Origin of the sequence: Shewanella sp. FDAARGOS_354, from assembly GCF_002209245.2 — a bacterium.
Classification (GTDB): Bacteria; Pseudomonadota; Gammaproteobacteria; order Enterobacterales; family Shewanellaceae; genus Shewanella; species Shewanella xiamenensis.
Genome location: NZ_CP022089.2, coordinates 4,583,204 through 4,609,223, shown reverse-complemented (window position 1 = coordinate 4,609,223; position 26,020 = coordinate 4,583,204). Strand labels below are relative to the sequence as shown.

The 26,020-nt window shown below is 47.1% G+C and carries 20 protein-coding genes; 10 read left to right on the top strand and 10 right to left on the bottom strand.

Going from position 1 to position 26,020, the window contains the following annotated elements:
• Positions 1-87 precede the first annotated feature (87 nt).
• Positions 88-1,014: an LpxL/LpxP family Kdo(2)-lipid IV(A) lauroyl/palmitoleoyl acyltransferase gene (locus CEQ32_RS20745; RefSeq protein WP_037421862.1), complete on the top strand. Its 927-nt coding sequence runs from the start codon at positions 88-90 to the stop codon at positions 1,012-1,014.
• 220 nt (positions 1,015-1,234) lie between these two features.
• Here CEQ32_RS20745 and CEQ32_RS20740 read toward each other — a convergent pair whose 3' ends face one another.
• Together CEQ32_RS20740 and CEQ32_RS20735 are read right to left on the bottom strand one after the other, a co-directional pair.
• A complete protein-coding gene (locus CEQ32_RS20740; protein WP_146128727.1) occupies positions 1,235-1,600 on the bottom strand; it encodes a hypothetical protein in 366 nt (121 codons plus the stop codon).
• Between the two features lie 36 nt (positions 1,601-1,636).
• On the bottom strand, positions 1,637-3,355 hold the full coding sequence (locus CEQ32_RS20735) for a potassium/proton antiporter (protein WP_088586759.1): 1,719 nt from the start codon (positions 3,353-3,355) through the stop codon (positions 1,637-1,639).
• Positions 3,356-3,975: 620 nt separating this feature from the next.
• Between CEQ32_RS20735 and CEQ32_RS20730 the strand changes: the two genes are divergently transcribed.
• The 3 genes from CEQ32_RS20730 (at position 3,976) to CEQ32_RS20720 (ending at position 9,092) form a co-directional block, all read left to right on the top strand.
• Complete coding sequence (locus CEQ32_RS20730; protein ID WP_088586758.1) at positions 3,976-6,261, top strand: nitric-oxide reductase large subunit; 2,286 nt, start codon at positions 3,976-3,978, stop codon at positions 6,259-6,261.
• Between the two features lie 188 nt (positions 6,262-6,449).
• The gene (gene norR / locus CEQ32_RS20725; protein ID WP_069454342.1) at positions 6,450-8,006 is read left to right on the top strand and encodes a nitric oxide reductase transcriptional regulator NorR; all 1,557 of its coding nucleotides are present in this window, start codon (positions 6,450-6,452) and stop codon (positions 8,004-8,006) included.
• Positions 8,007-8,177: 171 nt separating this feature from the next.
• Complete coding sequence (locus CEQ32_RS20720; RefSeq protein ID WP_037421718.1) at positions 8,178-9,092, top strand: L,D-transpeptidase family protein; 915 nt, start codon at positions 8,178-8,180, stop codon at positions 9,090-9,092.
• A 91-nt stretch (positions 9,093-9,183) separates the two neighbouring features.
• Here the strand turns inward: CEQ32_RS20720 and CEQ32_RS20715 are convergent, their stop codons facing one another.
• Positions 9,184-10,011 (bottom strand): M14 family metallocarboxypeptidase, encoded by an 828-nt coding sequence (locus CEQ32_RS20715; protein ID WP_037421721.1) that lies wholly within the window; start codon positions 10,009-10,011, stop codon positions 9,184-9,186.
• Between the two features lie 159 nt (positions 10,012-10,170).
• On the opposite strand from CEQ32_RS20715, the gene CEQ32_RS20710 reads away from it, so the two are divergent.
• Both CEQ32_RS20710 and CEQ32_RS20705 read left to right on the top strand, forming a co-directional pair.
• Positions 10,171-11,586, top strand: a complete 1,416-nt coding sequence (locus tag CEQ32_RS20710) for a M16 family metallopeptidase (protein WP_088586757.1) — start codon at positions 10,171-10,173, stop codon at positions 11,584-11,586.
• A complete protein-coding gene (locus tag CEQ32_RS20705) occupies positions 11,583-13,091 on the top strand; it encodes a M16 family metallopeptidase (RefSeq protein ID WP_088586756.1) in 1,509 nt (502 codons plus the stop codon). Before CEQ32_RS20710 ends, CEQ32_RS20705 begins: the two co-directional genes overlap by 4 nt.
• A gap of 5 nt (positions 13,092-13,096) precedes the next feature.
• On the opposite strand, the gene CEQ32_RS20700 is transcribed toward CEQ32_RS20705, so the two are convergent.
• The gene (locus CEQ32_RS20700; protein WP_088586755.1) at positions 13,097-13,948 is read right to left on the bottom strand and encodes a bactofilin family protein; all 852 of its coding nucleotides are present in this window, start codon (positions 13,946-13,948) and stop codon (positions 13,097-13,099) included.
• A 205-nt stretch (positions 13,949-14,153) separates the two neighbouring features.
• Here CEQ32_RS20700 and zapE point away from each other — a divergent pair, with 205 nt between their 5' ends.
• Positions 14,154-15,359, top strand: a complete 1,206-nt coding sequence (gene zapE / locus CEQ32_RS20695; protein ID WP_088586754.1) for a cell division protein ZapE — start codon at positions 14,154-14,156, stop codon at positions 15,357-15,359.
• 51 nt (positions 15,360-15,410) lie between these two features.
• Here zapE and CEQ32_RS20690 read toward each other — a convergent pair whose 3' ends face one another.
• The 4 genes from CEQ32_RS20690 to tnpA form a co-directional block, all read right to left on the bottom strand.
• Positions 15,411-16,403, bottom strand: coding sequence for a LysR family transcriptional regulator (locus tag CEQ32_RS20690; protein WP_088586753.1), 993 nt, complete (start codon positions 16,401-16,403; stop codon positions 15,411-15,413).
• Between the two features lie 140 nt (positions 16,404-16,543).
• Positions 16,544-18,103, bottom strand: coding sequence for an IS66 family transposase (tnpC, locus tag CEQ32_RS20685; RefSeq protein WP_088585667.1), 1,560 nt, complete (start codon positions 18,101-18,103; stop codon positions 16,544-16,546).
• A gap of 92 nt (positions 18,104-18,195) precedes the next feature.
• Positions 18,196-18,552, bottom strand: coding sequence for an IS66 family insertion sequence element accessory protein TnpB (gene tnpB, locus CEQ32_RS20680; RefSeq protein WP_057786146.1), 357 nt, complete (start codon positions 18,550-18,552; stop codon positions 18,196-18,198).
• A gap of 2 nt (positions 18,553-18,554) precedes the next feature.
• Positions 18,555-18,839, bottom strand: coding sequence for an IS66 family insertion sequence element accessory protein TnpA (gene tnpA / locus CEQ32_RS20675; RefSeq protein WP_088585668.1), 285 nt, complete (start codon positions 18,837-18,839; stop codon positions 18,555-18,557).
• 129 nt (positions 18,840-18,968) lie between these two features.
• Here tnpA and CEQ32_RS20670 point away from each other — a divergent pair, with 129 nt between their 5' ends.
• Positions 18,969-19,928 (top strand): sodium-dependent bicarbonate transport family permease, encoded by a 960-nt coding sequence (locus tag CEQ32_RS20670; RefSeq protein WP_055647754.1) that lies wholly within the window; start codon positions 18,969-18,971, stop codon positions 19,926-19,928.
• Positions 19,929-19,974: 46 nt separating this feature from the next.
• On the opposite strand, the gene CEQ32_RS20665 is transcribed toward CEQ32_RS20670, so the two are convergent.
• Both CEQ32_RS20665 and glnE read right to left on the bottom strand, forming a co-directional pair.
• The gene (locus CEQ32_RS20665; RefSeq protein WP_037430251.1) at positions 19,975-20,946 is read right to left on the bottom strand and encodes a sensor domain-containing diguanylate cyclase; all 972 of its coding nucleotides are present in this window, start codon (positions 20,944-20,946) and stop codon (positions 19,975-19,977) included.
• A 57-nt stretch (positions 20,947-21,003) separates the two neighbouring features.
• On the bottom strand, positions 21,004-23,868 hold the full coding sequence (gene glnE / locus CEQ32_RS20660) for a bifunctional [glutamate--ammonia ligase]-adenylyl-L-tyrosine phosphorylase/[glutamate--ammonia-ligase] adenylyltransferase (protein ID WP_088586752.1): 2,865 nt from the start codon (positions 23,866-23,868) through the stop codon (positions 21,004-21,006).
• 257 nt (positions 23,869-24,125) lie between these two features.
• Between glnE and CEQ32_RS20655 the strand changes: the two genes are divergently transcribed.
• Both CEQ32_RS20655 and CEQ32_RS20650 read left to right on the top strand, forming a co-directional pair.
• Complete coding sequence (locus CEQ32_RS20655) at positions 24,126-25,103, top strand: hypothetical protein (protein WP_088586751.1); 978 nt, start codon at positions 24,126-24,128, stop codon at positions 25,101-25,103.
• Between the two features lie 15 nt (positions 25,104-25,118).
• The gene (locus CEQ32_RS20650) at positions 25,119-26,018 is read left to right on the top strand and encodes a DUF350 domain-containing protein (protein WP_011623854.1); all 900 of its coding nucleotides are present in this window, start codon (positions 25,119-25,121) and stop codon (positions 26,016-26,018) included.
• The last annotated feature ends 2 nt before the right edge of the window (positions 26,019-26,020 follow it).

Here is a 26,020-nt window from a genome sequence, read left to right as displayed (position 1 = left end):
TGCAGAAATTAAACCGTGATTGTACCTAATTTTCAGCAAAAGATGAGTTAGAATAAGCAGTAATTTTCAAAAGTAGTGAGTATTTTTGTGGTCGAGAAAGCTGAGTTTTCATCATCTTTATATCATCCGAAACACTGGCCCATGTGGTTTGGGGTGTTAGTGATGCGGATTACCCAAGTGCTGCCTCTATCATGGCAGATGAAATTAGGCAAAGGCATGGGCCGATTAGTCAAGGCACTTGCGGCCAGTAGAACCCATACCGCGCGCCGAAATTTAACCCTCTGCTTCCCGGATATGCCAGAGGCCGAGCGAGAAGCGCTCCTCACCCGCAACTTTGAAGAAACGGGCAAAGCGATTTTCGATACCATTAATGCTTGGTGGTGGTCTGATGAAAAAATCCAACAACATATGCAGATAACCGGCAAAGAATACGTTCAAGACACCTTGAACGCTGGCCATGGGGTGATACTGTTTGCAGTGCACTGCTTACCACTGGAAATGGGCGCACGTATTTTTGGTCAATTCCAACCCGGTGTTGGGGTGTACCGCCCACATAACAATCCCGTGATGGAATACCTGCAAGTGAAAGGTCGATTACGTTCGAATAAAGCCTTAGTGCCGAAACGCGATCTACGCCAAATGGTACGCTGTTTACGTAACCCCGATGTGATTTGGTATACCGCTGACCAAGACTTTGGCCGCTCTAGTGCAGTGTTTATTCCGTTTTATGCCGTGCCCGATGCCGCCACTATTACTGGCGCAACCACGCTGGCAAAGTTAGGTAAGGCCAAGGTATTACCCTTCTTTGTTGAGCGCACAGAAGGAGATACGGGCTACCGGATTGAAATCATGCCTCCATTAGATAATTTCCCAGGTGAAGACGAAGTCGCCGATGCCATCCGTGGTAACAAAATTATTGAACAGATTATCGATAAAAATCGTGCTCAATATATGTGGCTCCATCGCCGCTTTAAGACGCGCCCGGATCCAACGGATAAGTCCTTATATAAGTAAGCTTTTGGTTAATCACATCGAGATAATCGCTTAAAAGAGAATACAAAATGCCAAGCAATCGCTTGGCATTTTGTTTATATCTTTTGCATCTTTAGGCGATAAAGTTGAGCTAAGAAAATTGCATATTAAGCACTAAAACGCCGCAATAAAAGGCGAGCCTAAGCAAGTTCAGCCAGCACCTTTGGTGGGCGATTTTTAATTGCCTTGTTAGGTAATTGGATCATTGCTGAGTACTAACCTCTACAGAGGAATCTGTGACAACCGCAATAGTTACAATACCAGAGGTAAAGTAAACCGCGGGAAAACTGGAAGTAATTCGCCCATTTGAGTATAAGGCTTTAAATTCCATTGTAGCTTCATCAGTAACTTCAAACTCAATAATGGTGTCTGGTGAAAGCTCGCCAAGATCCTTAATTTTATCTCTCCAATGAGCCGTAACGTTAACAGGAACACTGGCTTCATTTTTTACGATAAACCTTGGCGTTGTCACATGTAGCGCAGCCAAATAGACCAATGCGACTCCGCCAAGGATTAAAAATGCTGCGATCGATAGTAGTAATTTGTTGATCATGGGTAACTCTGTCACCTAACAAGAGGTCTTTAAACACTGATTTAGTTAAGCCTACGCCGGTAAGCGAATACCCACATTGGTGACTTTGCCTTCATAGAGTCCCGCGACGACCCAATGGAGTGATTGCCATTGAAACTGGTCTCCAAGTACTGGATGCGCACCTAACTCTAAAGCAACTAAATCAGCAACAGTCATGCCGCCAGTTTCATCGTCTAATGTTAAGCCATAGATAGGTGCAAGATCCGCCAATTTAACCTCGGTATCGATAAAGAAGTCACCAAAGAAACGTGGAACCTCCTTGGTTTCAGGGGCTTGGCTAAAGAGGTTACTCAATGCTTCAAGGCTCTTTTCCTGCCCGAGTACGCACAGAATATCACCCGCCTCTAAGCACGTACTTCCCGAAGGATGCAATAACCTATTATTGCGAAATACTGCCGCAATGCGAGTACCATCGGGCATTGCTAAGCGTTTTAGCGGTTCACCAATACACCACTTACTTTCACTCAAACGATAGACAAACACTTCCCATTCGCTGCTCGGGTAAATTTCAACCCCCGAACGCGAAACGGGCAAAGGCTTTGGGGGCAATTCTACCTTTGCTAAGCGTGCAGCCGTAGTCAGTGACGCCCCTTGGACTAGCAGAGAGACTAACACCACAAAAAAGGCCAAGTTAAAATACAATTGAGCCCCAGGAAGCCCGGCCATCATTGGGAATACCGCTAAAATAATCGGCACGGCACCACGAAGCCCAACCCAAGAGATAAACCAGCGGTCACGGCTGCTAAAACTCTTAAATGGCAGCAAACTTAGCCATACCGCTAAAGGTCTGGCAAACAGGATCATCCCAAAGGCCAGTGCTAAGCCCGGCAGCCAAATATCTAATAGATCCGAGGGGGTTAGGAGTAGTCCCAAGACGAGGAACATACCGATTTGACTCACCCAAGTCATTCCATCCAATACGTTTAATATCGCATGACGTCCACGAGTTGGCTTATTACCGAGGAATAAGCCAACTAAGTAAATCGACAGAATGCCACTGCCACCTAACTTGTTCGATGCAGCGTAAATAATAAGGCCGCCACTGAGCACGAGAATCGAATATAGACCTTCAGCGAGTTGACTTAAGTTCACTAATTTCCATAGCAGCCAGCCACCACCCAAGCCTAATAAAATTCCCAGCCCAAATTGTTTAATAAAGCTAATCAGCATAAAGCTTGCAGATAGCTCGGCATCGACATTGCCGAGAATGGCAATCAAGGTGACAGTTAAAAATACCGCCATAGGGTCGTTACTACCCGATTCGATTTCCAGCGTTGCTCCAACCCGCTCATTAAGGCTGCGTCCCTTTAACAGTGAGAATACCGCCGCCGCATCGGTAGAGCCGACAATCGCTCCCACCAGCAAACCTTGTAGCCAATGTAAGTCAAATAGCCACGCAGCCATAATGCCTGTGATACTGGTGGTGATCGCCACCCCAAAGGTTGCCAAGGATAACGCAGGCCACAGTGCGACCCTGAAGCTCGCGACCCGAGTGCGCATACCGCCATCGAGCAAAATAATGGCTAAGGCTAAGTTACTGACAAGATAAGCGGTTGAATAATCATCGAAGAGAATACCGCCGGGACCATCTTCACCAGCAAGAATACCTACGGCGAGGAAAATTAATAAGATAGGAATCCCAAGACGGGATGACATGGGACTAAGCAAAACACTCACGGCAGTAAGTAAGGCACCGATCAGAAAAAAACTATTGATGGAATCTGCATCCACACATGCCTCCTTAAATGCTGCTGGCTCAGCTAAACGATAGCAAAAACACCTAGATTAAAAATGACTCAATTAAAAATTTCAGTGTTTCTATACTAGCATAAAAAATGCAGATTATTGGAGTTTTAAATATTAAATTTCAATCATCTACACTAAAATAATCATCAACAGTAACTTTAGGCTAATTTTCAGATAAAAACACATAAAAAGACAAATACAACCTGAACATCAAACCATAAACATAAACAAAATAAAGCTTATATTTATCAAGTTCTTTAAAAAATAAATCCGACACAAACTTTCCATTTTTAATCAAAAAAATATCGATAACCATATAAAAAGACACTATATCGATAAAAACATATACCTAACTATATTTATCGCCGCAATACCTTGAAAGACCACATTAAATTGAATAGTTCATTGTGTTATCAACATTGGCCCACCAATGACTGTCATAAAGACAATTAATGTCATTATGACAATTTTTATTGCTATCAAAAAGACACCATTAAGAATTTAAATTAAATTTTTTTCCTTTATTTTCAATAACAAAAATACTTGGCACATATTGCGCAATAGCAAATTACAGGTATCAAAATGACGTTGGATTAAGGGGATTTATGAGCAAACAAAAACTCACCGCTATAGCACTATTATTAGTGTTGATTGCCTCATTTACTGTACTACTGAGCGTAGGCAGTGAAATTTATCGAGAAAAACCACCCATTCCCAGTGCATTTGTCGATGTGAATGGCCAAGTTATCTTTAGTGAAAATGATATAGAACAAGGTCAATTAGTATGGCGCTCAATGGGCGGCCATCAACTCGGTTCGATTTGGGGACATGGCTCCTATGTCGCCCCCGATTGGACCGCAGACTGGTTACACAGAGAAGCCCAAGCTTGGCTCGACCTGCGCGCCAAGCAACAATATCAAACGCCTTTCGAGCAACTAGGTTCCCAAGAAAAAGCGGGGCTTGAACAAGCATTAAGGGATGATTTACGCCATAACAGTGTTGAACAACAGATCGATGGCACTCAGCTTATTAGGCTATCGACCACACGGGTAGAAGCAATTCGCACGGTTAATCAACACTATTTATCCTTGTTTGGTGATGACCCTAAACTCAGTTCACTACGCGAACAATACGCCATGAAAGAGGGCACAGTGCCCGATGTTACTCGCCGTGAACAACTTAATGCGTTCCTGTTTTGGGGGGCTTGGGCTGCCATCACTGAACGCCCAGATGCACCCTATACCTACACCAATAACTGGCCGTTCGATCCTCAATTAGGCAATACTCCCACCTCGGATAATATTGTCTGGTCGATACTCAGTATCGTGACCCTGATAGCGGGTATTGGTGGATTGCTATGGCACCATGCCAGCGGTAAGCACGAAAGTCTGCCTAAGCCGTCGGAACAAGACCCGCTGTTTTTCACTAAACCAACCGCTTCACAAAAAGCCGTCGGCAAATACTTCATTACGGCGATAGGTCTCTTTTTACTGCAAATTTTACTCGGAGGCATTACCGCTCACTATGCGGTAGAAGGCCAAGAGTTTTATGGTTTACCTATTGCGGAAATACTCCCCTATTCAGTAACGCGTACTTGGCACACCCAATTAGCCGTATTTTGGATCGCAACTGCTTGGTTAGGTACAGGGCTGTATATTGCTCCTGCGTTATCGGGCCATGAACCCAAATATCAACGAATAGGCGTTAACGTACTCTGGGTAGCCTTAGTGGTGGTTGTGCTCGGTTCAATGGCGGGCGAATGGATTGGGGTACAACAGTATTTTGACCTCGATATGAACTTTCTCTTTGGTCATCAAGGATATGAATACATAGATCTTGGTCGAGTATGGCAAATCTTACTCCTCGTTGGATTATTGATTTGGCTCGCCCTAGTCACCGCCGCCATCAAACCCGCCCTCAAAGTTCAAGGCGAGATGCGCCCTGTTATTTGGGTACTCTATGCCTCCTGCGTCGCAATTGGTTTGTTCTATGGCGCTGGCCTCTTTATGGGCAAACACTCCAACTTAGCGATTGCAGAATACTGGCGTTGGTGGGTAGTACATCTGTGGGTTGAGGGCTTCTTCGAAACCTTTGCCACCGCCGTTATCGCCTTGATGTTAGTACGTTTAGGGTTAATCCGCGGCCGTAGTGCTAACGGTGCAGTGTTATTTACAACGGTGATCTTCTTAACCGGTGGTTTGATTGGCACCCTACACCACCTCTACTTTACTGGCACACCGACCTCGGTGATCGCTTGGGGCGCCATCTTCTCCGCCTTAGAAGTTGTTCCCCTCGCTATTATTGGTTTTGAAGCCATGGAAACCTACCGCCTGCGTAAAGCCAGTGGCTGGATGCAACGTTATCACTGGGCGATTATGTTCTTTGTGGCTACCGCGTTTTGGAACTTGGTCGGTGCCGGTATGCTAGGCTTCTTAATCAATCCACCAATCTCGCTCTATTACATTCAAGGGTTAAATACCACTGCCACACATGGTCACGCCGCCTTTATGGGGGTTTATGGCATGCTCGGCATGGGACTAATGCTTTTCTGTCTGCGCGGTCTAACTGGCAATATGCAGTGGAATGACAAAATGCTCAAAGGTGCCTTCTGGAGCCTCAATATTGGCCTAGCGGCTATGGTGTTCATGTCATTATTACCCGTAGGGATTACGCAGTTTTTTGCGGTCATCGACCATGGATATTGGTTCGCCCGCTCGCCAGAAGTGATCCATAGTCCGCTGGTTGAAAGGCTGGTTTGGATGCGCATGTTTGGGGATGTCATCTTCAGTATCGGTGGTCTCTTAATGGGCACCTTCTTATTTGACTTAATTAGAAAGGCCCTGAATAAACCTGCAAAGTTACAAGGGGAGCAATTATTACCAGACCACTAACACGAGACTAAAAACCGGTTAGTCCCACACCAAGGTGCCATTGCTGGCACCTTGGTTGCCTAATCTCTAGCAGCTACGTTACGGAGAGTCATTCCTGCATGCATTTTGCTGTTAGTCGTGTTTAAACTACATGTGTCAATATAACAATCAATGGTATAAATCAGGGTAATCTAGCTGCTGGAGTTTTTATGGCCCTTAGTCAAACCGATCTTACCCGTATCGCCCTCGATATCACCTCAGGTTTAGCCCATAGAGACCGCTTCTCACGGCTGCTCAATACCGTTAGAGAAAACTTACACTGTGATGCCGCTGCGCTACTCACGTTTCATGGTCAGTATTTTACCCCACTCGCCATCGATGGTTTGAATGATGACGTACTAGGCAGACGTTTTATCCTTAATGAGCACCCAAGACTTGAGGCTATTGCCCGTGCGGGGGATATAGTGCGCTTCCCGGCTGACAGCGAACTTGCAGACCCTTACGATGGTTTAATCCCCAATCAAACAGGCGCATTAAAAGTGCATGCCTGTATCGGACTACCGTTATTTGCCGATGAACAGCTTATCGGGGCCGTAACTATCGATGCCTTTAATCCCCTGCAATTTGATCAATTCAGCAATGCCGAGCTACGCAGTTTAAGTGCCATTGCCGCAGCATCTTTAAGTAATGCTTTACTGGTTGAAAAACTTGAACGTATGGCCCTAAACAGCCATTCAACCCATGCACAAGAAAATAGCCCTAACCTGAGTCAGAATGCCGAAATCATTGGCCATTCGCCCTTAATGCAAAGTTTGAACCGAGAGATTGAAGTCGTAGCCCATAGCGATCTGAATGTGCTGATCTTGGGCGAGACAGGCACAGGCAAGGAGTTAGTCGCCCAGGCGATACATCAAAAATCTGCAAGATCCAGTAAACCATTGGTCTATCTAAATTGTGCAGCACTCCCCGAATCGGTTGCCGAAAGCGAACTCTTTGGTCATATCAAAGGTGCGTTTACAGGTGCAATTAGCCATCGCAGTGGCAAATTTGAAATGGCCGACAAAGGGACACTCTTTCTAGACGAGATTGGCGAACTGCCCCTCACACTCCAGGCCAAGTTATTGCGGGTCTTACAATATGGCGACATACAAAAGGTAGGTGATGATCGCAGCCTAAAAGTCGATGTCCGCATCATAGCTGCAACCAATAAAGATCTTAAAACAGAAGTGCTTGCAGGTCGTTTTAGGGCAGACCTTTACCATAGGTTAAGTGTTTTTCCGATACTGGTTCCGCCCTTACGGGAGCGCGAACAGGACATCACACTACTGAGCGGATTCTTTGCTGAACGCTACAGGCAAAAACTCGGGATGAAACAACTTAATTTCAGCAACAGTAGCCTACTCTTGCTCAATCAATATACTTGGCCGGGTAATGTACGCGAACTGGAACACGCTATCCATAGGGCGACAGTTCTAGCACGCGTAACCGCACAGGACGGCTGCTGTACCATTGCGCCACAACATTTCGATTTGCCTGTTACACTTAACACCTCAAAAATGAGTTCATTGGCAATTACGCCGTTGAGCAATGCAACGCAAATCCAGCAAGAGTTTGTTAGCTTATCCCTAGCAACCGACACATTTCAGCGCGACTACATCAAACAAGTCTTTACCACACATACTGGCAATTGGGCTGCCACGGCAAGGACATTAGGAGTTGACCCAGGTAATCTGCATCGGCTCGCAAAACGTTTAAAGCTAAAATAAGCAATAAATACGCTTTATGAACCATATTTCAGTTGAAATAATATCCAAAATAAGGAAGGATGCGAGCTTCGCGCGCCAGTGCATTGTGTATTACAATTTGCCGCCCGATTTTGGGAAGAAACTGCCGCGTAAAACAGGTTATTTTATTAACAGGAATCGTAGTATCCGCTTATGAGTATGCTTCGCACCACAGCTTTATTATTGACTTTGGTTTTTCCAAGTCTCTCCGCTTTAGCAACGGAATACCCTTTACCGTCTTCTAAGAGCCGGTTAGTTGGCGAGAACCTGTATTACACAGTGCCTGAGGGTAAACATACCCTCGAAGATATTGCCGCTCAGTTCCAACTCGGCCTAAGCAACTTGCTGGAAGCAAACCCTGGTGTTGATCCGTTTCTTCCAAAGCCAGGCAGTAAATTGTTAATTCCTAAACAATTAATTCTGCCTAATGCGCCACGTGAAGGCATAGTTATCAACGTTGCTGAAATGCGTCTGTATTACTATCCAAAAGGCAAAAATACCGTGGAAGTTCTACCTATCGGTATTGGCCAAATTGGTAAAGACACGCCAGAAAACTGGGTAACCAGCGTGCAACGTAAACGTGCTAACCCGACATGGACACCAACGCCACGCATTCGTAAAGAATATGCGGCAAGGGGCGAAATTCTGCCAGCGGTATGGCCAGCAGGTCCAGATAACCCAATGGGACTGTATGCACTCTACATTGGTAACTTGTATGCCATCCATGGTACCAACGCAAGCTTCGGTATTGGTTTACGTGTTAGCCAAGGCTGCGTGCGTTTACGTCACGATGACATTGAACATCTGTTCAAAACCGTGCCAGTTGGAACACGTGTACAATTTGTGAACCAACCGATTAAAGCGACCGAAGAGCCAGATGGAAAGCGTTATTTAGCCGTGCATCAGCCGCTATCACGCACTATTGCTGAGTTTGAGTCAAACGAGCCTGTGGCAATTGCTTTACCAAAAGACATCGCTAAGTTTATTGCCAAAGCTGATACCGACTCCAGCGTGATCAAAAAGCTACTGGACGAGCGCACAGGCGTACCGACAATTATTAATCAATAGTTGTATGGCTAGGGCGTGTTAACGCTGCTTACTCTATAAAAATACCCGCCTTGGCGGGTATTTTTATATTGGTTGCAATCAAGCTTTATAATCAATCACATAAAGGCGCGCATAGCGCTAAGAAGTGGGTCATTGCCGCGCTATTTGCTAACACCCGTTGATCAAAGTTTTGCAACGCTGGCGTTTCGGTACAGGCGCCAACACGCGCGCCACTGCGCACTAAACATGCCTCAAACGAGGTATCGAAATGATTGAAAATCAAGCCATCTTTAACCGGGCAACCATCAATCTCACCATCAACAGCAATGGGGAAATATCCTGCCAGCGTATCGCGTAAATCGAGACTAAAACGCCCTGGCACTTGGCTTGGCTCAAAAGAATAAACATAAGCTTCATGACTTAAGACGTCTTCATGGCAGGTTAAAATACCATCACGACTCGCCGCAATCAGTAATTGTGCGTGTTCTAACAGTAATTTACCTTCAACTGAGGTGCTCTCATTTGCCTTAGGTTTACCGTTTTCAAATACAAAGCCTCGGTTAGGATTTTCACCAAATTTGTTAAATCGGTGGCCGCGTTTAAACCCCGTTGGATTCACCAAAGGCAAAATACTTAAGTTTACCCGTTCGAATAATTCGACTGATGCCTCACTTAAAAAGTGCAGTAATCCCCAAGGACCAGCAGACTCTTCACCGTGAAATCCTGCGCTGATCAATAACGAAGGTAAGCCAGATTTCGCTGCAGGTGACTGATACAGACTGACACTGTATTTACCCACGTCACCGAGTTTTTTCTCAACCATCCCCAAACGGGACATTTCCTGCTCAAGCTGTAGATAAAAATTATCGATATCAGTGCTTTCACAGTTAAAAATATCGCTTTTCCACTGAAAGGATTCGAACGGAGATCTGCTTACCATATCTTGTACTTATGCCAGAAAAAGAACTGTGCCATCATAGCAGCTCTTTACAAAAACTGAATGCTATTCAACTGATTTAGATGAAATCCGACGAGTGTCTGATGCGCCAACACCACCACTGCGTTATGCCATCAATCGGAAATTGAGATGGGATGCCAAATGAACACACACACACGCCTTGGACTTGCTATATTGATAATGCTGCTTAGTCCAGCGCTCAAGGCACAATGTCAAATCGAAGGCGCTGCAACGCTTTATCAATTAGAATCACGCATCGAAACTTACTCCCTCGCCAATGGCCTTACCGTACACTTATTGCCCCTTGAGGATAAACACACCCTCACCATTGCCAGCCAATTTACTGTAGGGGCGCGCAACGAGACTAAGGGGCAAACGGGATACGCGCATTTGTTCGAGCATATGTTATTCAAGGGCAGTGAACAGGCACCCGGCGACACCTATGCACAACAGCTAAGCGCCTTAGGCGCCCGCTTTAATGCCAGCACCCACTTCGATTACACCAATTACTATGTCACTCTGCCGAGCCAAGCCCTCGCCTTGGGCTTGTTCCTCGAGGCCGATCGTTTTATTCGCCCCGATTTGACCGAAACCACAGTGAAAAATCAGCAAGAAACCGTGCTCCAAGAGATGGCGCAGACCATAGATAATCAACCCTATGTGCGTAGTGCGATGGAATTTCTGCTAGCACAGGTTAAAGATACGCCCTATGGCCACGGTATTATCGGTAGCCGTGAGGATATTACTCAGGCAAGTCCCGAGCGGTTAGTCGCCTTTCATCGCGCCCATTATCGTCCCGATGCGATGCAGCTATCTCTGGTCGGCACACTTCCCTCCGACGTCAAGTTGCTTATTGCACAACACTTTAGTGCTTGGCCCACGCCTAATCAGCCGATTGCCAAATTTGACGAGCTAAAAATTAACCCTAAGCCCGTGCATGCGGAGCTCATCGATGAACGTGGCCCTTGGCCCGGCTTACTGCTTGCGTGGCATACGGTAGGTAAAAATCATCCCGATGCTGCCGCTATACGCCTGCTCGAAGGCTATTTATTTCAAAATACTCGCAGCGCCCTCGCACAAATCAGCCTGCACGATCCGGCACAAATGTTGAGTTATTCACTGCCCTTTGAGCTAGAAAATCATGGCATAACCAATCTGGTATTAGTGCCAAGGGCAAAAACCTCCCTTAATGCACTAACCGACATGGTCTTAGCGTTAATTAAGCAAACCCAACAAACTCGCATAAGTGATGCAACGCTTTGTCAGCTCAAGCAAACCTGGTTAAACCAGCGTTTGGCAGAGCTCGACAACACTCAATCCCTAGCCACCTTACTATCCGCCACCGACAAACAGGATCAAGCCTATCCCTTAACGGCGCAATGGGAAAGGGTTAACGCAGTAACCACAGCGGATATCCAGCGCGTTGCCCTGCAATACTTTACTCCCAATATGGTCAGGGTTGATCTGTTACCGCCTTGGTATATCCGCTTTGGAAAAACCTTACTCGAATGGTTACCCGCAGGTATTAGCGACGATTTAGAGGATGCAGTGCTATGATGAAAACATTCAGATACAACTGCTTAATACCAACCTCAAGATTATCTAACGCACTGCAAACCATGAGTATTGGGCTTATTGCAGTCATACTTGGCGCCTGTCAGCAGACGCCGCTTAGCTTTACCCCAACTCAAGCGCCCAGTTTGGCAAACTTTGATACCCAACCCAACCTACCTCAAGTCGGAAATATTTATCTTCCCAATGAGCAACCTTTTATTGATGTCACCCCCAATGGCGTCACCCTACCTTACCAGTTACAGCGTACGACTAGCGCGACTCAAAACCTTACTAACAGAATGAGCCTAGTAGCAATTAGCCCCACTATACCCTTTGATAATCCTGATATTTTACAAGTCGCCTTTCAGGAAAAAGCTCGTAGCCTAGCGCTGACCCAAGCCGATGCTTGCCTTGAAACCTTCGAAACTCGAGTCACGCTGCATAGCATTAATATCAGCTTAACGTGCCCCGCATCAGCTAATCATCTATACCATTTACTGATACAGTTTTGGCAGCCCGATGCATTTAGTGAAACGGCGGCAATCGATATCGATAATATTCGCCGTCAATTGAAGCTTAATAAGCATTTAAATGCCTTTAGTGGCGCCGAAATCGATAAAGTCTGGCGGGACAAACTCCTAGGGACAGCACATCCCTACAACAAGAACATCAACAATCAGGCCTTGTTTGACTCACTTAGCCTAAGCGAACTGTCGCGGCTACAGCAGAACACCTTTGCTCAGGCAAACTGGCAGTTATTTTTACCTAATCATGCGCAAACCGAGTTTGATATTAAGCAGAGCCTCAGCCAGTGGCCAACTCGCATAAATACGGACTCTCCATCACACCTCATCAACACTCAAAAGCCACCACAATCCCGCACGCTGTATTTGATTGATGCACCGGGTAGTGTGCAAACACAAATGCGAATAGGGTATGCCCTCGACGATAAGCATTTGTCAGCGCGGGATATGCCGTTAGCTTGCCGCAGCTTAGCCGCACTCTTAGGACGCAGTTTTTCCGGACGACTCTATTACGATTTGCGAGAAAAGCGCGGTTTGACCTACGGGATCTATGGTCAGTGCGCCAATGCACCACTCTCCACTAGCATCAAGTTTTATGGCAGCACGGCAATAGAACATACGGGCGCCTTTGTGGTGGGGATCTTAGATCATTTGAAACTGCTGGCTTCAACGCCTGCAAGCGAAGGGGAATTAGCCGCCCTCAAAACCTATCTGATTGGCGAAGCCTTGTTAACGCAAGATAATCCTAACCTGAGCGAAACCCAATTTATTCATCAACAGGTGCTTAGATTAGATCCACAATCGATACAAGCCATAAACCTTAAACTGCAGGCACTATCGCCCAATCAGTTGATGCAATTAGCACAACAAGCGTTTTATGGTGAACCTCTAATCATTTTACGGGGAGATGTCGCCAAAATCTCGGCGGATCTCTCAGCTAAGCTGCCGGGATGGCAACTAGAGGAGGTCAAGGTGAATGATTGATCTCGTTATAATTTATCCTTAGGAACATCACTCGCGTTGCCTTGCTGTAACATTTGGGCATGGCCTTGTTCCATTTGCGCTAAGTCTTCCATAGCAGCGCCCGAGTCGATATTCATATGGGCTTGATGATTTTCAGCACTGCTGGTCTCGACCTTATCCGAGGTTATCAATGCAGCATTTTGCGACTCGTTATCGGTAGCGGCCATAACGCCATTCGGCGCTAAAGAGTCATCTTTTACTGGCGATAACAACATAGACTCAGTTGTCACTGACGGACTCTGCTCAGTACTCACTGACGTTGAAGCCGTTTGACCAAGGGTTGTGAACCATGAAGTCAACGGTGTTGGTGCCATCATTCCAGCAACCGTGATGAGCGCAACTGCGGCAGCGCCATAGGACAACCATTTGTGTACTCCCTGCCGATGATCTTTAGGCTCGCTGGCATATAAGGCGTTAACGTGAGCGGTTTTCGCATTGGAAGCAATAACGTCTGGCGCTAAGGTCTGAAGTAAATCGGGCAAATGATCCAATTCAGTATTTTTTAGGCGCTGACCGATAAATTGTCCGCCCTCATAAATCTCTAATTGATGGCTCAACACTTCGCCTTCAACGACACCAGAACTCACAATCACTAACTTATTACAACGCACTTTGCCACGAAAAACCCCACAAACTCTCAGTTCATCACAACTCACTTCACCCGTGATCTCACCGCCAAACTCGATTTTAATCAGTCCAGCACCGCGGATCTTACCTGTTAATGCCCCCGCAACGAATGCCGTGCCCGCCAGTTGCATCTCACCTTCAATTGCGGTTGAGGCACTGATAAATGTGGCACTATGGCCTTTGCTACCCATAGGTTTAGTTCCAGATCATTATTTTTGTGAAAAAGATGTTAGGTTAAAAGTTCTCAATAATAAAGCATTGGATTTCTTTGATATTTAACCAGGCTGTGTTTTAGACAAGATTTTAGCCCTACAACAATCTATGTTAGGCTGAAGACGATTGGGCAGATGTCCCATCCCATATTGGTTCTAGCACCGCCTAAAATTGACTCAATTTATGACAAATTCCATGACCTTCAAGCCGTTGTCACCGTCAACCCAAAACCAAACACCATTAGCCATTTATCAAGCTAAAATCGGGTTCGAGTTAATTGAGGATCCCGCGCAGGCGCAGGCAGTGCTCGCCTTAGATAAGTTGTATCAGCAGATTATTGGTAGAACAGACGCTCAGCCACTCAAAGGTTTATATCTATGGGGCGATGTCGGTCGCGGTAAAACCTTTCTGATGGATTTGTTCTTTGATGCTCTGCCACAGCAAGGAAAACTGAGATTGCACTTTCACCGCTTTATGGCGCGAGTGCACCAAGCCTTAAAGGAACATGCGGGGCAGCGCGATCCCCTTAAATTGATTGCAAAAAATTTAGCAAAGGAGTGTAAGGTACTCTGCTTCGATGAGTTTTTTGTCTCAGATATTGGCGATGCCATGATCCTCGCCGGATTGTTTGAAACCTTGTTTGCCCAAGGAGTCGTGCTGATTGCCACATCCAACATTCCCATCGAACGTTTATATGAAAATGGCCTAGCAAGGCACAGATTTTTACCCTGCATTGCCCAGCTCCTGGCCCATACCCAAATGCTGCATCTGAATGGCGAGCAAGACCACAGGTTGCACGCCTTGAATCACGAACCGTCGGCAGAGGCCATCGCCGCCATCTCAAACCATATTGGACTAAGTGGCACACTGGATTTTGATGGTATTTTTACCACACTCACTCAAGGCGCAAACACTGTTCAAACAAGAACTCTGCGAGTCTGCCAGCGGGATATCCCCGTCGTGCGCGCCACAGCTGAAGGCCATCTCCCCTCCGTCGCTTGGTTCGACTTTTATGCCCTGTGTGATGGCCCGCGCTCACAACTCGATTACATCGAAATTGCCAGTCGATTTAAGATCGTAATGCTGAGCGGTGTTCCCAAACTGGGCGGCGAAGTAAAAAGTTGGATCCGTGCCCGCGGCACTGAGGATGGCACTGGTGCAAACCAAGCGGCCACTACGGGAGAGCGGCAACTTTCCTACGCCGCCAACGATGATCCTGCTCGGCGTTTTATCAGCCTTATCGATGAGTTATACGATCAAGATGTCAGTTTATATTTAAGCTGCGACGTCCCACTGATGGACCTCTACCAAGGCGGCGCCCTCAGTTTTGAGTTTCGACGCACCTATAGTCGGCTAATCGAAATGAGCCACAGCACAAAACAATCCTGAACCCTCAACACGCCCAAAGAAGCGGCAGCGGTCAACCTCTGCCGTAACCCTTTACCAAGACAAACTTTCAGGCGCAAAGATAGCACTTAACTGCTGGATATCCGCCGCAACCCACTCTGGTTCGATACACTCGGCAAGATGGGTCGCCATAAACGCCACAAGCTGCATTGCGGCATAGGGCAAACGCTTGTCCCGACGGCCAACAAGATACCAATTACTCTCCAGCGGAAATCCGTTCACTGACAAGATTGCGGGTTTTTCACGCCCTTCCTGCAAAGTGTGCGCTGAAATAACCGATAAGCCTAAGCCTGATGCCACGCTCAAGCGGATCGCTTCATTACTCTCAATTTGCATCGTTTCACTCAAGGCGATCCCTTGAGCGCTACACCAAGATTCAAACATCAGGCGGGTTGCCGAGCCGGGCTCGCGGATAATAAAACGCTCTTGCTTCAATTCACTAAAGCGAACTTGTTGACGGCCAACCGCCCAATGATCCTTAGGCGCAATAAGCTGCAGCGGATTTTTAATGATCCTCGCCGATAATACTTGCTCACCACTGGGTGGATGACTGAAGAGATATAAATCATCTTCTTGGCGCTCAAATCGTCCCAAAATATGCGCGCGGTTACCGATATTTAAGGTCACTTTGACCTGCGGAAATTGCCGATAAAACGCCCCTAAAATCCGTGGTACCACATATTTTGCCGTAGTCACTAAACCGATATTGATATGGCCAATGCTGCCACCTCTGGCTTGCTGGATAAAGGCATCGAAATCTTCAAAGCGGCTCAAAGTATCGCAGGCGGCTCGGTAAAGCTCTTGCCCTATTAAGGTTGGCGACATACGGCCATCAATACTGTTCAGCAAAGGTTCGCCCAAAATATCCGCTAACTTTTTAAGTTGCAGTGACACTGTGGGCTGAGTAAGGTGCAGGGTGCGAGCCGCCGCCGAAATATTGCCCAATCGAACCACCTGCACATAAACCTCAAGTAACCGAAAACTCAAATGCCGTAGTTTTAATTGACCTTGAGAAGATTTATCCATAGATAATTATCTATACCTAATTAGCAAATAATTTATTTTTCAATATATCGAATTAGGTTCAGAATCTCCAGCGTTCAATGGTTTTCAAATAAAATGATAGTAAGCGTAACGCCAACCACACCTTGCGGTGTGGCTGGTGATCAGTAAGGCAGGAGTTGCTGTAGTTTCTCTTGGGTGTTGGCTTTGGGTAGCTCGGTTAATAAGCGGCATAGGTAATCATACGGCTCCAGTCCGTTGATTTTTGAGGTCTCGACCAGGCTGTACAGTGCCGCACTGGCTTGTGCTCCCGTCTTGGTATTAGCGAACAACCACGCCTTGCGACCAATCACGAACGGTTTGATGGCGCGCTCCGCACGATTGTTGTCGATATTCAGACAGCCATCATCCAGATAGCGGACAAGCTTGGGCCACTGATTCAGGCTATACGTAATAGCCGCTCCCAGTAAACTTTCTTTCGTGACACTCTCGCTTGATTTATCCAACCAGCTTTTGAATTGCGCGAGCAACGGCTTGGCTAGCGTTTGCCTGGCTTCATATTTCTTATCAGGCGGCGCAGTTTTTAATTTACTCTCCAGCGCATAGAGTTTCTGGATATGGTTAAGGGCCACATCGGCCTTACCCGTTTTGCCTTTGCCCTGCGCTTTTTGGGCTTCGACGAACTTGCGTCTGGCATGCGCCCAGCAGCCGACTAAGGTTGCGTGGGTTTTCTCATATCCGGCATAACCGTCGACCTGCAGATAACCGTTAAACCCCGCCAGGAAGTCGGTGGGATGTTTACTGCTGCGACTATCCTGATAATCAAACAGCACGAGCTTGGGGCCGGTACTTTTTTCTAAGCCACAGCCATATACCCACATATAACAGGTGCTTTTCTCAACATCCAGCACATTAACCGTGGTTTCATCTGCCCACAGCACGGGCTGTTTCAGAAGCTCAGCTTTCATTAACGCCAGTAACGGTTTCAGTTTCTCTGCACAGCTTATCAGCCAGCGGCTCATCGTTTGACGGCTAAGCTCAATACCGGCCTGATTAAACAACTGCTCCTGACGATAAAGCGGTAAGCCATAGTGCATTTTGCTGCTGATGATTTGGGCAAGCAGACTCGGTGTGGTCATGCTCTTAGGGATAACCGCCGGTGGCACATCGGCAATTTTAATGTCGACCTTGGTGTCCGTGGTTTCACACTGCCGGCAGCTGTATTTCAGCCGCACGTTTCTGAGCACCCGGATTTGTGCCGGTACGAACTCGATTTGCTCACTGACTTCCTCACCCATTTGATGTAGCGCATGGCCACAGCAAGCACAGGTTTTATCGTCAATGTCATGGATAACATCAACGCGCGGCAGCTCAGGGGCAATCCGTGGGCGGCGTGGCTTAGCAGCTTTCTTAGCGCTCTCGGTCGTCTGAGTATCTGGCTCTGTCGCTACTGACTCGTCTTCAATAAGCTGTTCGGCCTCATTTAACACCTCGCCTTCACCTTCATAGGTTTCACTGCTGGGGCTAAATTTCTGGTACTTCTTCAGGTTGTAACGCTCCAGCAACTGCTGCAACTTGTCCGACAGTTGCTGGTTAACCCGCTCTAATTTGGCGATGCGTTTATCTTTTTGCGCCAGTTTGCGCTCAAGCTTTTGCGTCTGCTCAAGCAGCATTTTCTTGAGCAGTGCAACGTCATCAGGTAAGGATTGAGGTGTCTTTTTCATGGCCGCTATTGTAACGGCCAATTTAGCTAAGTGCTTGGTAAAATTTAGATTGTTTTGGATGCGATCATAAGGATTTATAGCCGATCGTCATATCAGCCCACACTCTGGTAATGCAGTGGCTGATGGGCGGTGATTTTTTGGATATCGACACCTTGCAACAGCCAATGCCATTGCTGCTCGCTAATAGACAGTATTTTGCCAGGCATCTGCCGTGGCCAGCGGAACTTGTCTTTTTCAAGCCGTTTGTACCACAGGCAAAACCCGGTGCTATCCCAGTACAGTACTTTTAACCGGGTACGCTGCTGATTACAAAACACAAACAGTGCGCCGCTAAATGGCGAGAGCTGCATCTCTTGCTCGACCAGCAACGATAAGCCATTAATGGATTTACGAAAGTCGACCGGCTGTTTATGCAAATAGACCTTAGGCACATCGAGGAACATTTTCATGGTCAGAGCGCTCTTAGCAAGGCTGCTAACCACTGTGCATCGGTGCCGGCTGGAAACTGCAATTCGATATCGCGCTTGCGTAGCAAAATGGATTGATTCAGCTGCAAACCCTGTGGCGTCAGCTCAACAAAGCCACCGTCATCATCCTGAAACGCCAACAACTGACGCTTGCGATAACTAAAATATGTAGGAATGATGCCCTGACGTTTTGCAAATTCAGTTTGGGTGAGACCACTTTGGGCTTGCTCGGCAAACAAGGCCAGCCATTGTTCTTTGGTACGGTGCATGATGATTACCCTGGCAGTTGATAATGGCAGACAGGGTAAAGTTGATCAGTTAGGATTGGAATGTGTGGTTGGCGTTACGCTTACAAATGATAGCCTTAAAATATTAATGCCTTTATTAATGAGATACTTATGCCAGATATTGTCATTGCATTTTTCGCCTTAGGTTTGCTCGCAGGCTTAGTCAAATCCGACCTTAAAGTGCCACCCGCCATTTACGAAACCCTATCCATTTTGTTAATGCTGACCTTAGGGTTAAAGGGCGGAATGGCACTGCATGGTCATACTCAACACTTAGTGATCACTGAACTCGTTGCTGTTGTTGCACTGGGTTTGATCATCCCATTAGTACTTTACCCTGTGCTCACGCGCTTAGTTCGGCTCGGACGCACGGATGCCATTAGTATTGCAGCCCATTATGGATCGGTCAGCGCAGGCACATTTGCCGTTGTTATCGCCATGGTGGAAAAATCAGGGATGATATTAAGACCGGAAACCACCTTATATTTGGTGTTACTCGAACTCCCAGCGATTGTGGTTATGCTCTGGTTACACCGATATTTAAGCGCTAAACAGCCGCTAGAAGCTACAGTGCCTAATACTCAGCAATCGAGCATACTGCATGAGGCCTTGACCAGCCGCGGCGTAATACTCCTAGTGGGTGGAGTCGTCATCGGTTGGCTTTATGGTCCGACAGGGCTTGCACCCATTAGTCCTGTATTACTAGGAGGTTTTAAAACGCTACTGGCCTTGTTTTTACTGGAGATGGGATTAGTCACAGCGAAAGTCTGTTTACCACTCCCATTGCAGCAGTGGCGCTTATTAGTGTTTGCCGCCGTCACACCTTTTATCTTGGCATGGTGTGGGATTGGAGTGGGGTTATGGCTCGAGTTACCTGCCGGAAGCATCTTAGTGCTTGCAGGTTTAAGTGCCAGTGCCTCTTATATTGCCGCACCCGCCGCCATACGAGCCGCAATTCCCGAAGCGAATATCGGACTCGCTATGTTAGCATCCCTCGGGATTACGTTTCCGGTGAACGTGTTAATCGGTTTACCCTTGTACCAACACTGGATAATGCAAATTACCGGATAACAATTTGTCATAAGGGAGACTCAGGTCTCCCTTTTTATATCCGCCATTAAGGTTTTTTTGAATGATGTTCGGCTTTATCCTGATACATTGCCCTATCGGCAGCATCGAGTAAATCCTCAAGATTGATATCCGAATCAGGCGACCAATGGGCGATACCTATACTGGTTTTTAAGGAGTTTTGCTGTGGATGTTGTTGATTATATTGGTCAAGTAATAATTGAAATCGTTTGATGGCAAAGCCAACGGTATCGGGCTGCACTAAACTTAATAGCACCACAAACTCATCGCCACCTAATCTCGCGATTACATCTGATTCCCGAAATGCCGCCATTAAAATATGGGCAAAATCATAAAGTACCTGATCGCCCTTGCGATGGCCAAAACGGTCATTGACCTCTTTAAAAAAATCCAGATCAAAAAAGACTAACGCTGCCTGAGAATCCATGCGTCGACAACTAGCAAGAGATTGATAAGCAAGGAGTTCAAATCCTCTCCGATTAGAAATCATCGTTAAAGGATCTAAAGTATTCTGTGCAATAGACAACAACTCAGCCTCAACCATCTGCCCCAAATCCGTTAAGGTTTCGATATCATCTTCGCTAAATTCCCTCGGCTCATTATCAATTAAGCACAACGTCCCCACCCGATATTCGCTATGAATAGTCAAAGGATAACCAGCATAAAAACGAATATGGGGAGACTGAGTGACTAAAGGATTATCGTGAAAACGGGGATCCGTTAAGGCATCGTTAACGATAAAAATACCATCGTGATTAATGGCGTGGGCGCAAAACGAAACATCCCTTGATGTCTCCGTCACCGCTAATCCTTGGCGGGATTTAAACCATTGACGATTTGCATCAACTAAGGTCACCACGCAAATCGGCAGAGCAAAGATCCGCCGAGTCAGCCGAGTGATCCTGTCAAATCTTTCCTCGGCATCGGTATCGAGTATATTCAATGCCCTTAAGGTGGCTAAACGTTGCAACTCATTCTCAGGGATAGGAGGTAATTGCATAGCTCGCTCCAACTCTATATCAAGCATCGACTCACTACTTGATTCACTTGTTTTTACTTACTCAAGTATCGTCTGATAAATGGCGAGTATCCGCTCCGCATGAGCAGCTACATCGGCGTAAGCCAACTTCCCTGATTTTTGCTGTAGAGTTAGGCGATGATTTTCATCCCTTAACCAGCAATAACTTTGGGTTAAATGTTGAGCGCTCATCAGTGGCAAGAGCTCAAGCTCAGCCAACACGCCGAAGATACGCACATTATCTGACCAAATTGACAACTCAGGGTACTCATGGGCATTGGCGAGCACTAAGTATTGTGCAATAAACTCAATATCCGCAATCCCGCCAGGACTCTGTTTTAAATCAAACTCACCTTCGGCAACCTTAAGCAAATGGTCGCGCATCTTCTGCCGCATCTCACGAACCGCTTTTTTAAGCTCGTCTTTGTCCCTTGGCTGCTCTAAGACTGAAGCGCGGATTTGGCTAAACTTGACAGCCAAGCTATTATCACCAAACACAAAACGTGAACGCACTAACGCTTGATGTTCCCATGTCCACGCCTCTTGGGTTTGATATTCACTAAAGCGGGCGATCTCACTCACCATAAGACCCGATGCCCCAGAAGGACGCAGGCGCATATCCACTTCATACAATTCACCCGAGGTCGTTCGGGTCGAGAATAAGTGCAGAATACGTTGAGCCAGTTTAAGGTAAAAATGACCAACTTCAATCGGTCGATCACCATTGGTTAGGCTATTGGTCATATTTTCCGGCGCTTCATACAGAAAAACCAAATCCAAATCTGAGCCATAACCCAGCTCAATACCCCCTAACTTGCCATACCCAATCACCGCAAAGCCCGTGTCGCTGCTTTCCGCTAGATAACTTGGCACGCCATGGCGCACCGCTATCTGCCGCCATGCCTGCATCACCACTTGTTCGATAATGGCTTCAGCCAAAAAAGTCAAATGGTCACTCACCTGCATCACAGGCAATACACCGGTGACATCGGCGGCGGCAATTTTAAGTTGTTGCGATAACTTAAATTGACGCAGCGCCTCCATTTGCTGCTCCATATCATCCTCTGGTACCCGCAGCAGATACTGGCGCAGTTCACTCGGATAATCATCCAGCGAAGTTGTATCGTATAGATGCGCTGGGTCGATAAGCTCATCAAGCAGCATAGGAAACTTTGCAAGTTGCACCGCAATCCAAGGACTTGCGCAGCACAGACTCACCAGTTGCTGACGGGCGCCGGGGTTTTCGCACAGTAACTCAAGGTAGGTAGTACGCGTTAAAATTTGCTCAAGCACTTTAGACACGGGCTCAAAAGCCGCTGAAGGGCTAGGTTGATTAAGCAACTCGTCGAGCAACCTTGGCATTAATTTATCGAGAGTTTCACGTCCACGCGGGCCAATCGAGCGTTTAGTCACGGTTTCACGCCAACGACTCAGTAAAGGCCAGAGTTTTTCATCATCAATCTGCTGCTCAGCTAACAAGTTGATTGCGTGATCATCCTGCTGTACGTTCCACAACTGCGCTGTCCAATGCTCGGCTTTTTCTTCGCCTTCTTCGCCGCCAACGGTAGCCTTAAAGTGACGATGAATTTTCGCCATCGCCGCCTCGATATGGGTACGAAGATCAGTTTCATTAGCTATCTCTAGCACATAACAAAGCCTCTCCCAATCGAGAGGATTATTCGGCAAGGTTTGCGTTTGTTTATCATCAATCGCTTGCAAAAGATTCTCGACACGGCGCAGCAATAAATAACTGTGTTTTAGCTCATCGACCGCCAGATATTCAAACTGCCCAAGGCTATAAAGGGTGCCCATAGCACCAAACAGACTTTGCTGGCGCAGCGAGGGTTCACGACCACCACGGATCAACTGGAAGCTTTGTACAACGAACTCCACCTCACGAATCCCTCCCGCACCGAGCTTAATATTGTCGGTTAACTGACGACGGCGGACTTCTTGTGCGATGAGTTGTTTCATTTTTCGCAGGGATTCAATCGCCGAAAAATCGATATAACGGCGATAAACAAAGGGGCGCAACAAACTGTGTAGCTCGTCGGAAAAATGATCCCAAGGCCCGAGCGAGCGGGCTTTAACCATGGCATAGCGCTCCCAATCACGCCCTTGCTCTTGGTAATAATCCTCAAGACCACTAAAGCTCACGACTAAAGGCCCGCTCTCGCCATAAGGGCGCAGGCGCATATCGACGCGGAATACAAAACCATCAACAGTAATTTGGTCGAGTAAATTAACGAGCCTCTGTCCCATTCGGATGAAAAACTGTTGATTATCAAGACTACGACGACCACCAACGGTTTCACCATGTTCTGGGAAAGTAAAAATCAGATCGATATCAGAAGAGAAGTTCAACTCTCGGCCACCGAGTTTTCCCATACCCAAAATTAATAGCGGTTGAGGATTACCCGCCTTATCCATTGGTGTCCCGTATTGCGCGCACATCTCTTTATAAAGCCAATCCCTTGCGCCAATAACTAACGCCTCTGCGAGCGCAGAAAGATCGAGCAAAGACTCCTCTAAGCTGGCGTAATCTAAAAAGTCTCGCCATGCTAACCGCACCATTTGATAATTACGGAATCGCCGCAATAGGCGTTTTGCCATGTCTTCGGTAGTGGCTCTAGTTAATAGCTCGCGTAACTGGGCATCAAACAATTTTCGTTCGACTTGCTGCAAATCATCGGCAAACAGGGTGTTGATCCATTCAGGAGAACGAGTTAACTGCGCTGCGATATAATCGCTTAATCCTAAAACGTTTTTCAGTTCCTGCTGCTGCGCAGGCGTTAAATTTGCCAGTCCTTCTGACCATACTTCGGCGAGGCGTGCCCAATGCCGCTCTGCGGCTTGAGTAACGAGGGGAGACAATGACTTATTACTGTCTTTTTGTACGGCCATAATAATCCCTAACAAATTTAAACGTCGACATATTATGTCATAAATGATATAGAATGAAGCCACATCAGGTTTGATGCCATTGCCATGCCTCAAGGCAAATTTTCCTCCATGGCAAATGCAAGCTCAGCCCAACAGAAAGTGGCCCCCTCTTTCTTGGCTGTTTAGGGTACTATAACCTGTGAGGCAAACATATTGGGCAAGTAGATTATTATTGTCCGCCCATATTTGAGTTTTATTTCAGCACTTTTGGAGAAAACATGGCAGGAATGCTAATGCGGGTTCTCACGTCGATACTCATTTTGGCCGCGACCTTATCGCTTACGGGTTGTGGCGATGACAGGCCAGAGAAAATTGAGAAGTATCAACAACTCACTCAGCAGCGCCTCTCGACACTCAATACCATGCTCGAGGACGGCCAAATACGTAACGCCAATCTGCTCAAGCAATACAGCAGTTTGCTCAAACAGCAAAAGCCCGATTTCGCACCACTCTTGGATGAATTAGCCAAGGATTCAACCGCCGAAGGGCCAATGTATACGTCGCTGAAGCGCCGCTTAGACGATGCCAAGAACCCGGCTAACTTTACCGATCTCGACCAGCAACTCGCCGAGGTTGAGAATCTCTATCAAGCGGCCGATCCCAGCCTGTATAACGACATGCTTTCCGATCCGGTCAACGTGATTGCCGATATGTCGGATGGCAAGCTTGCCCGCGTTAATGCCATCAGCCGTGAAGCGGCGGCCCTTGCCAATAATGCCGAAGATTTTGGCCCTGGTAGCCAATTGGTGGGTAACCCAGCCTACGGCAGCTGGCAGACAGACTCGAGCGGCATGTCCTTCTGGGCTTGGTACGGCATGTATTCGATGTTTTCGAATATTTTCCACCGCCCCATTTATTACGACCGTTGGTCGGGTAACCGTGGCTACAGCTATTACAACGACGTAGGTCGCTATCGCTATACCTCGCCAAAACAAGCACAGGCGCAGGAAAAAACCTTCGAGCAGACCAAAAAACGTTTCGATTCTCAAGGGAAACGCTTCGACAGCCCCTATTCAAAATCGCGCACGGGTGCCACGGCTCTCTCCCGTGAGAGCAGCAGCGCACCTAAAACCAATACCACAGCGAATAAGTCGAGCGCGCAGTCGGGCAGCAAATTCCGCTCAAATTATTCTAAAGACAGCAGTTTCCGTAATTCCAGCAACCGCACGACCCGCAGTGTGCGCCGAGGCAAGTAAACTAAAGGATCTCCCATGACATTATTTCAGGATTTCGGTATCACACCAGAGCTAGTCACCATACTGGCAATTGACCTCACGATTGCGGTTATCTTATTGACATTAATGCGTTATTTGCAGGGTTGGAGCGTTAGAGTCAACAGCAGTAAAGAGCTGGCCGAACGCGATAACTTTGCCTTTGGGATCAGCACCGCCGGTGCCGTTGCCGCGCTCGGCATAGTGCTGACCGGTGCTATTACTGGCGCAGCTGCCCCCTCCTATTTAACCGAAGCTATCGGCATGAGCGCCTACGGGTTATTTGGTTTAGTGCTGATTAAACTCGGACGTTTTTTACACGACAAAATCGCGCTAAATGAGTTAGATAAGAACCAGCAAATCCTTAAAGGCAACGTGTCTGTCGCCATTGTGGATGCGAGCGCCGCCATCGCTACCGCGATCATTATCCGCGCCGTCCTGCTATGGGCCGAGGATTTAACACTCGACACCTTTATTGCCATCTTCAGCGCCTTTGCGATTTCGCAGTTGATGCTAGTGCTACTCACCCGCCTACGCGAAAAACGCTTCGCGAGTCGTAATCAAGACTCTTCCATGCAGCAAGCTCTCGCCCAAGGCCACACAGCATTAGCCATCCGCCACGCAGGTTTTATGATCGCCATGGCACTTAGCTTTAATGCCGCGAGTCATTTTATCCTGTTCAACCCAACCGCCTATGTGACCAACATCATCGGCTGGTTAGTGTTCTCTATCATCATGTTGGTGGTACTGACACTGCTGCTATTCGTAATCAAAAAGCTGGTGCTGGCACGAATCGATTTAGCGGATGAAGTCGAAAGACAGCACAACATTGGTATCGCTGCCGTGGAAATGGCCATCAGTATTGCTATCGCACTTATTCTCACGGCCCTAATGGCGTAATC

Excerpts from the sequence above, each read along its gene's own strand:
- CEQ32_RS20730 (WP_088586758.1), top strand. The coding sequence starts at position 3,976 with ATGAGCAAACAAAAACTCACCGCTATAGCACTATTATTAGTGTTGATT.
- norR (WP_069454342.1), top strand. The coding sequence starts at position 6,450 with ATGGCCCTTAGTCAAACCGATCTTACCCGTATCGCCCTCGATATCACC.
- CEQ32_RS20720 (WP_037421718.1), top strand. The coding sequence starts at position 8,178 with ATGAGTATGCTTCGCACCACAGCTTTATTATTGACTTTGGTTTTTCCA.
- CEQ32_RS20715 (WP_037421721.1), bottom strand. The coding sequence starts at position 10,011 with ATGGTAAGCAGATCTCCGTTCGAATCCTTTCAGTGGAAAAGCGATATT.
- CEQ32_RS20710 (WP_088586757.1), top strand. The coding sequence starts at position 10,171 with ATGAACACACACACACGCCTTGGACTTGCTATATTGATAATGCTGCTT.
- CEQ32_RS20705 (WP_088586756.1), top strand. The coding sequence starts at position 11,583 with ATGATGAAAACATTCAGATACAACTGCTTAATACCAACCTCAAGATTA.
- CEQ32_RS20700 (WP_088586755.1), bottom strand. The coding sequence starts at position 13,948 with ATGGGTAGCAAAGGCCATAGTGCCACATTTATCAGTGCCTCAACCGCA.
- zapE (WP_088586754.1), top strand. The coding sequence starts at position 14,154 with ATGACAAATTCCATGACCTTCAAGCCGTTGTCACCGTCAACCCAAAAC.
- CEQ32_RS20690 (WP_088586753.1), bottom strand. The coding sequence starts at position 16,403 with ATGGATAAATCTTCTCAAGGTCAATTAAAACTACGGCATTTGAGTTTT.
- tnpC (WP_088585667.1), bottom strand. The coding sequence starts at position 18,103 with ATGAAAAAGACACCTCAATCCTTACCTGATGACGTTGCACTGCTCAAG.
- tnpB (WP_057786146.1), bottom strand. The coding sequence starts at position 18,552 with ATGAAAATGTTCCTCGATGTGCCTAAGGTCTATTTGCATAAACAGCCG.
- tnpA (WP_088585668.1), bottom strand. The coding sequence starts at position 18,839 with ATGCACCGTACCAAAGAACAATGGCTGGCCTTGTTTGCCGAGCAAGCC.
- CEQ32_RS20670 (WP_055647754.1), top strand. The coding sequence starts at position 18,969 with ATGCCAGATATTGTCATTGCATTTTTCGCCTTAGGTTTGCTCGCAGGC.
- CEQ32_RS20665 (WP_037430251.1), bottom strand. The coding sequence starts at position 20,946 with ATGCAATTACCTCCTATCCCTGAGAATGAGTTGCAACGTTTAGCCACC.
- glnE (WP_088586752.1), bottom strand. The coding sequence starts at position 23,868 with ATGGCCGTACAAAAAGACAGTAATAAGTCATTGTCTCCCCTCGTTACT.
- CEQ32_RS20655 (WP_088586751.1), top strand. The coding sequence starts at position 24,126 with ATGGCAGGAATGCTAATGCGGGTTCTCACGTCGATACTCATTTTGGCC.
- CEQ32_RS20650 (WP_011623854.1), top strand. The coding sequence starts at position 25,119 with ATGACATTATTTCAGGATTTCGGTATCACACCAGAGCTAGTCACCATA.